The organism is Clostridium ljungdahlii DSM 13528, from assembly GCF_000143685.1.
Lineage (GTDB): Bacteria > Bacillota > Clostridia > Clostridiales > Clostridiaceae > Clostridium_B > Clostridium_B ljungdahlii.
Map to the genome: position 1 here is coordinate 2,706,191 of NC_014328.1, position 14,488 is coordinate 2,720,678.

A 14,488-nucleotide genomic window follows, 5' to 3' on the forward strand; every position below is an offset into this window, starting at 1 on the left:
TCAATCACCTCAAAACTACGTTATCTTTAGAATAATCCTCAATATAATTACTTCCTATGGAAGTCTTACTTTCCAAAGTAGCCATAATTATACTTCTAGCAACTTCATACATATTATAAACTTCTACTTGCTCGATACTTTTAAAATTTATATATTGAAATTTAAACAGAACTTCATCTACAACCTCTAGTGCACTTTTAATGTTATCAATTCTTCTAACTATTCCCAAATTATTTTCCATTAATATCTTCAGATTCTGTTTAAGTTTTGAAAAGTCCATGTAACTCTCTTTACATTGAGGAATAAATACACTATCTTCAAAATTATCTTCATCTATAACTTTTATTTTATTTAAGATGTCCTCTGCAACCCTTTTTCCAAAAACCAGAGCTTCCATTAAAGAATTACTAGCAAGCCTATTTGCTCCATGAACCCCAGTGCAAGCACATTCTCCAACTGCATAAAGGTTTTCCATACTAGCTCTTCCAAACAGATCCACCTTAATACCACCCATAAAATAATGTTCAGCTGGAGTTACAGGTATGTAATCCTTATATATTTCTATACCATTTTCTTCGCATTCACTATAAATCTTATTGAATCTATTTTTTAAAAAATTTTTTTCGTACATAGTAGCATCCAAGTAAACATAATTAGAATCAGTTTTTTTCATTTGATCACTAATTGCCCTAGCTACAATATCCCTAGGAGCAAGTTCCATCCTTGAATCATACTCTTTCATAAACCTGCTCCCACATTTATTTTTAAGTACGGCACCTTCTCCCCTTACAGCTTCAGATATTAGAAACATCTTTTCCTCATTATTTTTAGAGTATAAAGCTGTAGGATGAAACTGAATGTATTCCATATCTTCTAAGGTTACCTTTGCCCTTATTGCCATGGCAATTCCATCTCCTGTAAGCACATCTACATTCGTAGTTTTAGAAAATAACTGTCCAATTCCACCAGAGGCTATTATACAACATTTTGACTTTAAATAAACAACTTTATTTTTGTAAAATGCCATTATACCACAGTATTTGTTTTTGTTATCAACAATATCCAAGGCGAAGATATTAGGTATTATTTCTATATTAGAAGCATTTTTAGCCTGGTTTACAAGAACCTCCATTATAGCTTTTCCTGTAGAATCTCCATTTACATGAAGTATCCTTGCAATGGAATGATTTCCCTCAAAAGACCTATAAAAATTACCTTGGGAGTTTTTATCAAATTTAACTCCAAGACGAACCAAATCATTTATAGCTTTCTCAGATTCATTTACAAGCACATTTACAGCTTCCAAATCATTAACATAGCATCCTGCATTTATAGTATCCTTTACATGAAGCTGTCTGTCATCGTTTTGTATACTTGCTGCAATTCCTCCTTGAGCCAGGTATGAATCACAATCATATACATCCTTTTTGCTTAAAACCGCTACTCTTAAATTTTTAGAAAGCATTAAAGCAGTATAGAGTCCTGCTATTCCTGCTCCAATTATAACTACATCAAAGCTCTTGCTTTCACAGGAATTCACGTTATAGTTTGCTAAATATCTTCTTTCCACTTTACATCACCAGCCTATATAGAATTTATTCAATACGTAACATTTTCTCAAGGGAACCCAATGCCTTTATTCTCATTGATTCAGGAATAAATATTTCATGTTCCATATTTAAAAGAGAATTGTGGACATCTTTTAGTGTAGTCATTTTCATATTTTGACATACAAGTCTTGGACTTAATAAATAGAAATTTTTTTCAGGATTATCATTTTTCATTTTATGAAGTACCCCTATTTCAGTACCTATAATGAATTCCCTATTTGGTGATTTCTTTGCATAGTCAATTATCTGTGACGTACTTCCAACAAATTCAGCATTATCCCTTATTTCTTTTGAAACTTCAGGATGCACTAACATTTCAGCTCCAGGATGCTCTCCTTTTATTTTTTTAACATCTTCTATAGTTATTCTGGCATGAGTTATGCAGTGACCACCTGACCAAGGTATGATTTTTTTACCTGTAACTTTTTCAGCTACATAACTGGCAAGATTTTCATCTGGTACAAATAATATTTCATCCTTATCCATACTTTCTATAACTTTAACTGCATTAGAAGAAGTACAACATATATCACTTATAGCCTTAACCTCAGTAGAAGAGTTTATATAACACACCACAGCTGCTTCTGGATGCTTTTCTTTTTCCTCCATAAGTTGTTCTTCATCTATACACTCTGCTAAAGGACATCCTGCATATTTTGAAGGAAGTAAAACTCTTTTATTTGGTGATAGTATTTTTGCACTTTCTGCCATAAATTTAACCCCACAAAATACTATAACTTCATTATCCATTTTAGCAGCAGCTCTACTTAGTGCAAAAGAATCCCCTACAATATCTGCTATATCTTGAACTTCTGGCAGCTGATAGTTATGCGCTAATATGCAAGCATTTTTTTCTTTTTTCAACCTATTTATTTCATTTATTAAAAATGTTTTGTCCATATTACACCTCTAAAATAATATTTTTGTTTGATAATATATTAATATTTTTGTACCATACCAATATTTTTATACTACAATTTCATGTATATACACCAGTATATACTATTTTTTATATTTTAACAACATACAATAAAAGCATTACTAAATTCCACCTTTACAATTACATTAAAAAAAGTATGGATCATAATCCATACTTTTAGTAAATTATCATAATTTACAAACTATTTACAATTTGATTTAAATTTTCTGACATAGATGTGATTTCTTCTATACTAGCTGTGATTTCCTGTGTAGCCGCTGCCTGCTCTTGACTTGAAGTCAATGAATTCTGACTCATCTTGCTAGAAGATTCAACCTTTTCCCTAATATTATCTGTTAACTCTGCAATTTTAGGCACTGTACTTCTTGACTGTTCTGATAATTTTCTAATTTCTTGTGCAACTACCCCAAAACCCTTTCCAGCATCTCCTGCCCTAGCTGCTTCAATTGAGGCATTTAATCCAAGCATCTTAGTCTCATCTGAAATACCTTTTATTAAAGAAGATACTTCATTTATCTCTTCTGACAAAGATATTATTTGTTTTATTTCATTATCCAGATTTTGCTCGTTTGTATGTATTTCAGATGCTGAAGCAGCTAATTCCTCAATGGTAGAGGATACTCCTGTAATATTTTCCGTAAGATCATTAGACATATTTTTCAAATTCACTGTAGCTCCTCTAGGTATAATCATTCCAAAAGTACCCACAACATCACCTGTATCCTCATCACATAATGGATAAGTTGCCATCCTAACAGGTGTTCCTGAATTTCCTAAACTATCTACATTCTCTGATGCAAATTTTTTAGTTTGAATTGCCTTATGTACTACAGATGCAGGATTATCTACAAATGGGACTCCCGGCTTAATAGCAGGTATATCAAATTTTTCAGATCGCTGTATATCAACTATTTTTTCTAAGTCAGATAAAATGAAAAAAGCTCCTTCTGGAAACATTTCAACTAATATTGGTGCAAAATCTTTAAACGCCTTTGTTACAGGGTGTATCTTTGGAAACAGGGAACAAAACATTCCAACAATTTGTCCATTTTCATCTTTTATAAGTTCCTCAAATATTTTAAATCTTCCGTATCTAGGATCTGAAACATTCTTTATAACATCTTTTTTTTCTTGAAATGCTTCTAATGATATGTTCTGTTTACTTACATCAAATCCAATATCCATCACTTTAATATCAAATGCCTTAGATGCTTTTCTCCAAACAATTCTATTTTTTTCAATAATAGCATATAATACTCCTCCTGATATCATATCTGCCTGGGATTCACACATACGTTTTACACAATCTAATTCATTTATAGAAATCATAAAAATCTACTCTCCTTACATTATCTTTAAAAATTATATTAACCATTATTTTTATTATAGTTAACCGGTAGAACTTAATCAATAAATTCGCTATATTTATTCCCTCGTTTTCCTACTTTTTACTAAACTTATACATAATACTTAATTTTCTAACTTATTTCTTATACAACATAAGACATTATATAGACGTCTTTTAGCGCTATAGAATAAGTTGCTATTTACATTTTTAACTTCTTCTTCACCAAAATATCTATTTTCTATATAGGCTGTATATCTTATTTCAATTTGTATAGCTTCTACATTTTTCGTAGAACTATAATGAGATACGATGTATCCTCCTCTAAGTCCCTTTTCATCAACTTTTACATTAAACCCCTGAGAAGTAAATGCATCATACACCAGTTCTAAAAATTCTTTGGAACAAGTTTTTCCTTCACGGGTTCCAAGTATTATATCTGCTTTTGACTGTTCAAAGAAACTATGTAAATCTAACAAGTAGACTTTATTCTTTAGTTTCAAAACTTTTTCTAGTTCTCTTTTCAAAGAAGAGTGATAGGGATTATAGATATTCTTTATTCGCTCCTCTATTATCTCCATTTCCAATGGCTTGTCATAAATTTTTCTGTCAAAGGTAGTGTTATAATATACTAAGGACTTTGTATATTTCCCCTGTATAAATTTATTTTCAATATTTCTATTTACATCTATAACATATCTGCTGTAATTAGCCGACACTACAGTTATATTTAACTCTTGTAAAAAATCATAAAGGTCATTTAAAAACCAGTCATTGTTTGGAAGTAGCACTCCTTTTTTCATGCTTTGTTTCATTTCCAAAGTTATTTTACTAGATCCATGTGGAATGCTTGTAACTATATTACACGGACTTTTACTATTTATTACATTAACCGGATTCATCAACATCCCTCCAAATTATAATAAGATGATAAATTTGTATCATAATACAATACATGTTACTATTGTAATATAAATGATATTATATATGGAAGGTGATATGTTGATTATTAAAAAAATAATTTCATTGTCCCTCGTGGCATCATCTATAATGGTATTTTCTACTTTCACATCAACTGCAGCAGCTGATTCCTCCTATTCCCCTAAAAAATCACAGGTAATTCAATGGGAAAAGCATACAGATATAAGTACGCTTAAATGCTGGACTATAAAATTTAAATCACCAGTAGATGAAAATTCTCTCCTGCTCCCGGGAATAATTACTGTAACAGACTCAAAGGGCTGCTTAATTCCAACAAACCTTTTTTTAGACAATAAAAACAGCTATGTATATGTACAAGCACCCGAAGGTGGATATACTAAAGGACAAACTTATTATTTAAATATTTCCAAAGATTTAAAATTTCAAGATAAAAGTAAATATCTTAAAAATCCAGTACAAATGGAATTTTCAACTGACAATATAGGTACTGTATCCATAGATGAAAATAGTCCTATAATTGGAACAAATAATTCTTTTGGATTCAACCTAGCAAAAAATTTACTATCTGAAGATACAGATAAAAGTCAAAATATGATTATTTCTCCTTTGAGCATATCCAACATATTAGCTATGACTCAAAATGGTGCTGAAAATAAAACAAAACAGGAAATATTGAATTGTTTAGGGCTTGCATCTATAGATGATAACACTATAAATGAAGAATATTATAGTTTGTCACAATACTATAACAATTTAACATCAACAGACTTAAAAGTTGCAAATTCAATATGGACAAATAATGATATAAACTTAAATAGTACTTTTAAAAATACTGCCCAAAAATATTATAATTCAGAAATACATTCAGAAGATTTTAGTGATCCTAACACCTTGAAAAAGATAAATGAATGGGTAAAGAAGTCCACCAAGGAACAAATTAAGCAGATTATAGACGATATAAGCGAAAAAGACCAAGCCATTTTAATAAATTCCACATACTTTAAAGGAAAATGGAAAAATGGATTTTCACGAGACAAAACTAAAAAGGAAAATTTCACTCTATCCAGTGGAAAAGTGATAAGTACAGACACTATGGAAGATACCTCCCAGATAAATTATCTGAAAGGAACTAATTTTCAAGCAATTTCTCTGCCCTACTATGATGGAATGGAAATGGACATATTTTTGCCTAACAAAGGTACAGATATAAATGATTTTACAAAAAATATTACTGAAGAAAAATTTGACAAATGGATAAACAGCTTTAATGATACAAATGTTCTACAGCAAATTCCTAAGTTCAAAATCAATTATGGTGTGACTTTAAACAATACACTAAAAAATTTAGGAATGGACCAAGCATTTGATAGCAGTAAAGCAGATTTTACAAAACTTATAGGTGAAACATCAAAAAATCCTTTCTATATTAATACAATAAAACATAAGGCTGCAATCAATGTAGATGAACAGGGCTCTGAAGCTTCTGCAGTTACCTCGATATTCGTAGCAGGTTCTCCTGCACCTTCTTCTAATGAGCCAATTTCTTTTAAAGTAGATAGGCCTTTTTTCTTTGTCATACGAGACAGTAACTATAATCTTATATTATTTATGGGCAAAGTAGAAAACCCAAGTACAAATACTGAAAATTAAATATAAAATATCCTTTTTGAGCAATTGTTAACATCAATATACATTTCATGTTGACAATTCCTTAAATAATTATTATAATTTTATTGTCAACGTAAATATTATGTAGGTTAACAATTGTTGAGGAGGAAAAATATGAACTTAAAACTTAGAGAAATAACTACAACAGCTATATTTACAGCTTTAACAGCTATTTTAGCTCAAATTTCTATACCGCTCCCTTTTAGTCCTGTACCTATAACCTTTCAAATATTAGCAGTTTACATATCTGCAGTAATCTTAGGAAGTAAACTTGGTGCATTATCTCAATTGGTATATGTACTTTTAGGAACAGTTGGTGTACCTGTATTTGCAAACTTCCATGGTGGTTTAAGTGTAGTATTAGGACCAACAGGAGGATATCTCATAGCTTACCCTATTATAGCTTACATCATAGGGAAAATTTCAGAAAAAGAACTGTCTTTTGTTAAATCAATTGTGGGTTTAATTCTTTCATTAATATTTTGTTATGCACTTGGAGTACTTCAGCTTTCATTTATAACAAAAATTACAATAGAAAAGTCCATATTAGTAGGTGCTCTTCCATTTATCCCTTTAGATACCATAAAAGTTATAATTGCTTATATATTATGTAGTAGAGTTCGAGACGCTCTCATAAAAACAAATCTTATAAAATGTTAACATTAAGAGCTCATCATCTATTGTGTATCCAGGGATATAGGGGCTACGGTTATAGCAAAGATTTCACTAAAAATATGGGTAAGATTGTTTATACTTTAAAAAAGGATCCTTCCACACAGGTGAAGATTATAGCCAAAACAGACATCCTTTGTTCTTGCTGTCCACATAATATAGACGACAAATCCTGTGAGCATCAATATAAAGTGGACCACTTAGACAAAAAAGTATTAGATCTATTTCAAATAGAGAAAAATAAAGTATACTACTATAGAGATCTTTTAGATATTATACGCAAAAAAATAACTTATGAAAGTTTCAAAAATATATGCAGTATATGTCAATGGTTTAATTATGGATATTGTAAGGAAGGACTAATAGCCATCAGGTAATTCATCTAAACTTAGTGGAAGAAACAAAACTCTAAAGAGAAAGCGACTATCACCAAATGAAAGATTTGGTGATAGTCGCTTTTTCCACTAAGCAAGATTCATTGATAAGTCAGAAAATCTGTAGAATTTCTAATTGAAATTTAAACTTATATAATATCGTATAAGCTAACTATTAATTAGGAACTCTATAATATTTTTGTAAAAATTTATAAGAAATTATGGTATACTATTTACATATACTTTAGTGTTAAATAAGCAGGAGGTAATCGTATAATGTTACATATAATTGCAGCTTTAAATGAAGATTATGCACTTGGCAGGGACAATAAACTACTCTGGCATATACCAGAGGATCTAAAAAGATTTAAAGACATCACCTACGGTAAATCCATTATAATGGGAAGAAAAACTTTCGAATCCCTCCCATGTATACTTCCTAAAAGAAAACATATTGTCATTACAAGAGATAAAAGCTATAATATTTTAGATGAAAGAGTAGAAATAGTCCACCATGTTGAAGACGTTTTAAAATACAAAGATTCTCCTATAGAAAGCTTTGTTTCAGGTGGAGGAGAAATTTATAAGCAATTACTCCCCTACTGTAATAAATTATACCTTACAAAAATTCACTCTCATGAAAAAGGCGATACCTATTTTCCTAAATTTGACAAAAGTAATTACCATGTAATCGAATTCAAAGAGCACTGTTATGGCAATATAAAATATAGTTTTATAACTTATGAAAAAAATTAATAGGAGAATAATAATGACTTTTTTTAAAAAATTTTTAATAAGTACCTTTATATTACTTTTTGCAATTTCCATTCACTCTTTTAAAGCCTACGCTTCAAGTGGAGTGGACTTATCCATGTTCAATGTAAATACCTCTATAAAAGAAGATGGTTCTATAGATGTAGAAGAAATTATAACTTACAATTTTAAAGATAACTATAATGGAGCCTACCGGGATATATCTACTATAAGAACCAAAGGTATAAAAAGCCTTAAAGTATCACTTATATCACATGATGGCAGTGAAGTTCCATTTAAAGAAAGTTCTAAGGTTAAAAACGGAGATAATGGTGTATTTGAAATATTGTCAAAAGGTACAAATTTATATGGAATTAAAATTTACTGTCCTTCAAAAAATGAAAAGAGAACTTTTAAAATAACCTATACTATAAAAAATGTATCAGTAAAATATAATGATACTGGTGAATTTTACTACACGTACCTGTCAAACTATAATGAAACTAAAGTAGACAATTTAAAGATACATATTAATCTTCCAGAAAATATTGACAAGCAATATATAAAAGCTTATTACCATGGTATTGCAAATGGAGAATGCATTATAAGAAATGGAAATGTAGATTACTTCTTTCCTCATGTAAAATCAAAGGAGCTCGTTCAGGTAAGGTTGCTTTTTCCAAGCAAGTTAATACCTTTATGTAAAAATGTAAATAATAAAAATTTGCTAAATACAATTTTAAGTCAAGAAGCAAATTATGAAAAGCAAAAGCAAGAAAAAATAGCTCATGCTATATTTGTAAGAAATATATTAAACATTATAGGTGTAGTATTGTGTTTTCTTTCCCTTTTCTTAATATTTAAAACATCAAAAAAACTCAACAAAATTGAAGATACATCTTATAGTGCATACTCCCCTGTTGAAATTCCTGAGGATTGTACACCTGCAGTTGCAGCTTATTTAGTTGCGAGAACTATAAACGGCAGAACTATCTACGCTACAATACTTGACTTATGGAGAAAAGGTTACTTAACTATTGAGAAAAACATATTGGATGGTGCTAAGAAAAAACTAAACTTCTTAATTATAAAAAATAAGGAACCCGATTGGCTGCTATTAAAACACGAAAAATACTTTATGCATTGGATATTTGACATAATGGGTAGCGGCCAAAATGTAAGTACCCTGGAAATTAAAAAGCATTGTAAAATATCCTCATCTCATAGTAATTTTGCAAACTGGCTAAACCTTATAAAAGAAGAAGCCAAATCACGAAATTATTATGATGTTGAAGCTTCCAAAGCAGGAATATTTATAATTATTCTTGCTGTAGTTGAATTGATCTTTTCAACTATTTCACTTATGACTGAAGCTCATGCAGGTATCTTCAGCTTAATTATATCAATTTTTATGATTGTCTATGGATCAATGTGCTGCTGTAAAAAAAGTGCTTATGGACAATCTCAATATAAAAAATGGATGAAATTTAAATCTCATGTGCAAAATATGGACTTAGAATATAATATAGGAAATGCCACCATTGAAACCTATATTCCCTATGCAGAAGCCTTAAATATAAAACAAAATAGTATGTCTAAGCTTAGAAATTCTTTTAAAACTCCTTCAGATGATGATATGGGATGGCTATACTACTATTTAATTTTTGACAGTTCTACCTTTGACAAAGACGACACCTTTAGCAATAATATATACAATTCTTTTAATACAGGATCTTCAGGTAATTCAATTGTTTCATCAGATAATTCCTCTGGAAGCAGCAGTGATGGTGCGGCTGGAGGCGGTGGAGCTGGAGGATTTTAAGCAAAATTATTTAATTTTAATCTATTTTTAAGATTATCCTTTTATAATAGCTCTATAATAATTTAATTTTATAGTGAAACACCAAAACTATAAATTGAAAAGGAGCTATAAAGATGGCAAAAAAAATAAGGAAAATACAAATTACAAGACACATTGTACAATTAATTTTATTTTTTTTACTACCCGGCCTTTACATAATGGCCTTTAGTGAATTAAAAAATATTTTTCAGATGATTGTTAAAGGAAACTTTAATTTCATTCAAGCATTCCCACAGTTACTGGAATTTTCAATATGTATACTATTTACTATTTTTGCAGGCAGGTTTTTCTGTGGATGGTTTTGTGCCTTCGGTACTTTTAATGATTGGGTTCATATTATATCGAAAAGAATATTTAAAATTAATTTTAAAATAAGTGAAAAACTAGACTCTAAACTCAAATATGTAAAATACGTAGTGCTGTTATTACTTCTAATTGCTGGATACAATAGTGGAAGTAATTTTTTACAAGGTACAAGTCCCTGGGATGCATTTGCTCAAATAACTGATTTTTCTAAAGTTATATCAACTTTAACTATAGGCTTTGTACTTTTAGTTCTAATAACTTTAGGCGATATTTTTATTGAAAGATTTTTTTGCAGATATTTGTGTCCTTTAGGTGCTGTATTCTCCCTGTTCTCTAAAATAAGTATATTCAAAATCAAAAAACCTAATGATAAATGTGGTAAATGCAGGGTATGTACAAATAATTGTTCTATGGGATTAAAACTTTATAGTACAAATAGCGTACATGGTGGAGAATGTATAAATTGCTTAAAATGCATAGAGGAATGTCCTAGGAAAAATACTAGTGTAAGCATAATTGGAGAAAATGTAGATTCAAAACTTGCATGTTCAATTGCTTTAACTCTATTTATTGGAACTTACGGTCTTATAAACCTGGGAAATACTATGTTAAGCAGGCAAAACGCCTCTTCCATAAATAATGTAGCTACTACTCAAACTATGGTCCAGGAAAGTGCTTCCAACGAGAATACAAGTACATCTTCTTCCAATACAGTACAAGGTAAATATAAAGACGGAACTTATACTGGAACTGGAACTGGCTTTAGAGGAGGTACAACAAAAGTATCTGTTACTATAAAAAATGGTAAAATTACTGATACTCAAACAGTATCTACAGAAGATACACCTAGGTTTTATCAAAATGTAGAAAGTACATTGCCTAGTGAAATAATTTCAACACAATCAACTTCTGTTGATGCAGTGTCTGGAGCTACCTATAGCAGCAAAGGGTTTACAGATGCAGTACAAAATGCACTAAACCAAGCTGTAAAAAAATAAAGAGTAAGACCTGTAAGATTATTTTCCACAGGTCTTGCTCTTTTATTTTTTCTTATTTCCATTAGAATTCTGCTGGTGGGAATTATCTTTATTGGAGCTATCATTTTGCTTGCTACTCACATTTTCCTCAGTTTTTTTATTTGAATTTTGACTTTCTTTAACTTTACTGCTATCTGAGTCTTGTAGCTGTTTTGCATTAGATCCACTCTTGTCTTTTTCTTTATATGAGCTAGAATTACTTTCACTTGAAGAATTGCCTACACTTGATGACTTACTTTCATTCTTAAATTTATTTTCACTACTGGTGCTATTATTTAATGTTTTATCCTCTTTTTTATCACTTAAATGTTTTTGACTGCTTGGAGTATTTTCTTTAGCAGCAGCTTTATCACTGCTATTTAAGTTCTTGTTAGTAGAATTATCCTTTGGTTTATTATTTAAAATAATATTACCATTAGTTTCAATTTTTACACTTAAATTAGAAGATGCCATATTTGATTTGAAATCAGAAACATCTATGTTTTTACCACTAATGTCAATTGATATAGTTTTCGCATAATTCTTATCAATAAATTTATCCTTTTTAGCTTGATCAATTATTACTTTTAAAGCATCGTTTATATTGTCATTATTTATTTTCACTTCACTCAATATTTTATTTCCATCACCATTTAACCCTTTAAAAGAAATGATTTTATTTAAAAAATTCACCTTTAGCTCAATGCTAGGATTTATATTTACTAAAACAGTAGCTGCAGGAGTATAGTAGGCTTTTACACCACCACCTATTAATAATACAAACATTATACAAGCTGCTGCTATTATCTTTCTTGTATTAAAAAAACTTAATCTGTGAAGAACTTCATCTCCCTCAAATTTTTCGCCAACATGAAGCCTTTTTCCACTGGATTTTACTTTTATAAATTCACCATAAGGAGTAAGTAAATTAGCATATTTTCCTTCTACACTTACTACTATGCCTTCCTTTTTACCCATCATTCTCACCCACTTTTACATTTAAATAGGACCTTATATACATAAAATTTTCGCTGCTAAATAATATAAATAGAGCAATAATATACTTTTTCCACTTGTCAATAAATTTTTTGTTACATCCAGTATATATACAAATTTGCTTAACGGGCAGCTGCTTTTTATTCAATACAAAATTACTAATTTCACTATTGCTGCATATCTTTAACACAAGTTTTAAAATACTGTCTCTTGTATCCTTATGCTTTGGACTATTATTTACAAGACTGCTAAAATCGATTTTATATTCCATAAGTTTTTTATTTAATTCAATAATTTCATCTGCTCTATTTTTATTTTCCAATTCCAATTGAAAACTTGTTATGGAATTGGCATTATTTAATTTTTCCATACTGCAGTCACTATCGTCAAAAGTAAGTAAAGGTGAATTTTTATTTTTTCTAAAATAATCAATTAATGCATTCCTAATTATAATTTTTGCATATGCGTAAAAATTTCCCTTTGTTTCTGTATAATTATCACAAGCTTTGTTAAATGCAATCAAAGCAATGCTCAGTTCATCATCATTTTCCCATTGAAGATATCTTTTTGAAATAGTATAAGTACATTTATATATAAAATTTTTATTTTCACTAATAAATTCATCTCTGTTTTCATGGAGTAAATGAGCAATATCTGCCATTACATCACCTCATCTATAAAATTATACGAACAAAATAAAAATTTTAAGGGTGTCCCCCTAAATTATATTTAATCATCGTATATTCCACTGAATAGTTAAACGGGATTGATGTAAAAGTACAAGTAGATTTATGGCATTTCAGGATATATCTACTTTAAGCAGTGCATATATTCTCTTGCTCTATCTCCTTTTACTAAAAAGGGCTGTCCTTTAGAACAAAATACTGAAGTAGATGTATATTCAATATCTGCATTTTTATCATAGCCTATATTTTCAATGACTTCTTCTTCATACATATAATAACCTATTTTTTTGTAGAAAATTAAATTAACGTAGTAAACTCAATGGTTTGTTACATTCTTACTAGTGTAGAAAATTACTGCTTTACTTTTATCGTAATAACATTTTTTATAATATAATAAGCTTGCTTAATTAAAAGAAAAAATAACATTATAAAGTTGACTCATTGCTCATTTCAAAAAATAAACCATATCATGGATATAAGTTTCATGATGTAGTTTATTCTTATTTTATTGATAATTGTTGAACATAACAAGAATATTGTGAATTAACTTAACTTTGCAAATAAGAAATTATTTTTCTAATTCTATAAACAAATACATCGGTATTTTCTTCAACCAAGCGACTCTCGATGACATTTGAGCCTGTTCTTGTGTTGGTATTGGTTCGTTCATATCAGTCAACTTAAAACCATTTTTGACAAACGCTTTTATATAATCTGACAAAGTCCTATGTCTATATAAAATTGGAGCATTCATTCCTTTGATTTCTCCAACCCATTCTTTTGGATTATGATAATCAGAAACAAGTACCTCTATATTTTCATTATTTAACATCCATTTAGTTTCTTTGCCCTTGAAGCATGGATGCAATATAGAAATGAATACCTTTCCATTTTGCTTTAAAACACGATGAATTTCCTTTAAAGTACCATCCAAATCTTCAACATCCATTAACATCATCGAGCAAAGCACTATATCGTAATAATTGTCGTCAATTACATTTAGTGTATTTGAATTAAGAACACAATGCTCAATCCTTAAACCTTCTTCTTTTGCTTTATTTTTTGCGTACTCAATAAAAACTTCTGAACAGTCAGCAGCCGTAACGATTGCTCCCTTATGTGATAATGCTCTCGAATAACCACCCTCACCACATCCTAAATCAAGAATATATTTACCTTTGATATCTCCAAGTTTTTCTAATGTGTATGGCATTATGTAATATATTCTAAAATCATTTGTTTGGGCTTTTTCAATCCATTCGTCTATATTCACCTGATTCCAACATTTGGTTGAACTATCTTTTATCATTTTCTTATTC

The 14,488-nt window shown here is 29.7% G+C and carries 14 protein-coding genes; 6 read left to right on the forward strand and 8 right to left on the reverse strand.

Going from position 1 to position 14,488, the window contains the following annotated elements:
• Positions 1–4 precede the first annotated feature (4 nt).
• From CLJU_RS12015 to CLJU_RS12030, 4 genes are all read right to left on the reverse strand, one after another.
• The gene (locus CLJU_RS12015) at positions 5–1,570 is read right to left on the reverse strand and encodes an L-aspartate oxidase (protein ID WP_041705119.1); all 1,566 of its coding nucleotides are present in this window, start codon (positions 1,568–1,570) and stop codon (positions 5–7) included.
• Between the two features lie 25 nt (positions 1,571–1,595).
• Entirely contained in the window at positions 1,596–2,510 is a 915-nt protein-coding gene (gene nadA, locus CLJU_RS12020) for a quinolinate synthase NadA (RefSeq protein ID WP_013239091.1), read from the reverse strand.
• Positions 2,511–2,724: 214 nt separating this feature from the next.
• On the reverse strand, positions 2,725–3,879 hold the full coding sequence (locus tag CLJU_RS12025; RefSeq protein ID WP_013239092.1) for a methyl-accepting chemotaxis protein: 1,155 nt from the start codon (positions 3,877–3,879) through the stop codon (positions 2,725–2,727).
• A gap of 141 nt (positions 3,880–4,020) precedes the next feature.
• Positions 4,021–4,797, reverse strand: a complete 777-nt coding sequence (locus tag CLJU_RS12030; protein WP_013239093.1) for an N-formylglutamate amidohydrolase — start codon at positions 4,795–4,797, stop codon at positions 4,021–4,023.
• Between the two features lie 97 nt (positions 4,798–4,894).
• Here CLJU_RS12030 and CLJU_RS12035 point away from each other — a divergent pair, with 97 nt between their 5' ends.
• The 6 genes from CLJU_RS12035 (at position 4,895) to CLJU_RS12060 (ending at position 11,469) form a co-directional block, all read left to right on the forward strand.
• Positions 4,895–6,487 carry a serpin family protein gene (locus CLJU_RS12035; RefSeq protein ID WP_023161865.1) on the forward strand — a complete coding sequence of 531 codons (1,593 nt, stop codon included), beginning with the start codon at positions 4,895–4,897 and terminating at the stop codon, positions 6,485–6,487.
• A 132-nt stretch (positions 6,488–6,619) separates the two neighbouring features.
• Complete coding sequence (locus tag CLJU_RS12040) at positions 6,620–7,165, forward strand: biotin transporter BioY (protein WP_013239095.1); 546 nt, start codon at positions 6,620–6,622, stop codon at positions 7,163–7,165.
• Entirely contained in the window at positions 7,159–7,554 is a 396-nt protein-coding gene (locus CLJU_RS12045) for a DUF1284 domain-containing protein (RefSeq protein WP_013239096.1), read from the forward strand. The genes CLJU_RS12040 and CLJU_RS12045 overlap by 7 nt, the downstream gene beginning before the upstream one ends.
• A 273-nt stretch (positions 7,555–7,827) precedes the next feature.
• Positions 7,828–8,307, forward strand: coding sequence for a dihydrofolate reductase (locus CLJU_RS12050; RefSeq protein WP_013239097.1), 480 nt, complete (start codon positions 7,828–7,830; stop codon positions 8,305–8,307).
• A 13-nt stretch (positions 8,308–8,320) separates the two neighbouring features.
• Positions 8,321–10,126: a DUF2207 domain-containing protein gene (locus CLJU_RS12055; RefSeq protein WP_013239098.1), complete on the forward strand. Its 1,806-nt coding sequence runs from the start codon at positions 8,321–8,323 to the stop codon at positions 10,124–10,126.
• A 113-nt stretch (positions 10,127–10,239) separates the two neighbouring features.
• Positions 10,240–11,469, forward strand: coding sequence for a 4Fe-4S binding protein (locus CLJU_RS12060; RefSeq protein ID WP_013239099.1), 1,230 nt, complete (start codon positions 10,240–10,242; stop codon positions 11,467–11,469).
• Positions 11,470–11,511: 42 nt separating this feature from the next.
• Here the strand turns inward: CLJU_RS12060 and CLJU_RS12065 are convergent, their stop codons facing one another.
• From CLJU_RS12065 to CLJU_RS12075, 4 genes are all read right to left on the reverse strand, one after another.
• Positions 11,512–12,468 carry an anti-sigma-I factor RsgI family protein gene (locus tag CLJU_RS12065; RefSeq protein WP_029169946.1) on the reverse strand — a complete coding sequence of 319 codons (957 nt, stop codon included), beginning with the start codon at positions 12,466–12,468 and terminating at the stop codon, positions 11,512–11,514.
• Entirely contained in the window at positions 12,458–13,144 is a 687-nt protein-coding gene (sigI, locus tag CLJU_RS12070; protein WP_013239101.1) for an RNA polymerase sigma-I factor, read from the reverse strand. The genes CLJU_RS12065 and sigI overlap by 11 nt, the downstream gene beginning before the upstream one ends.
• 149 nt (positions 13,145–13,293) lie before the next feature.
• The gene (locus CLJU_RS22040; RefSeq protein WP_023161867.1) at positions 13,294–13,440 is read right to left on the reverse strand and encodes a hypothetical protein; all 147 of its coding nucleotides are present in this window, start codon (positions 13,438–13,440) and stop codon (positions 13,294–13,296) included.
• 297 nt (positions 13,441–13,737) lie between these two features.
• Positions 13,738–14,478: a class I SAM-dependent methyltransferase gene (locus CLJU_RS12075; RefSeq protein ID WP_013239102.1), complete on the reverse strand. Its 741-nt coding sequence runs from the start codon at positions 14,476–14,478 to the stop codon at positions 13,738–13,740.
• Positions 14,479–14,488: the final 10 nt, after the last annotated feature.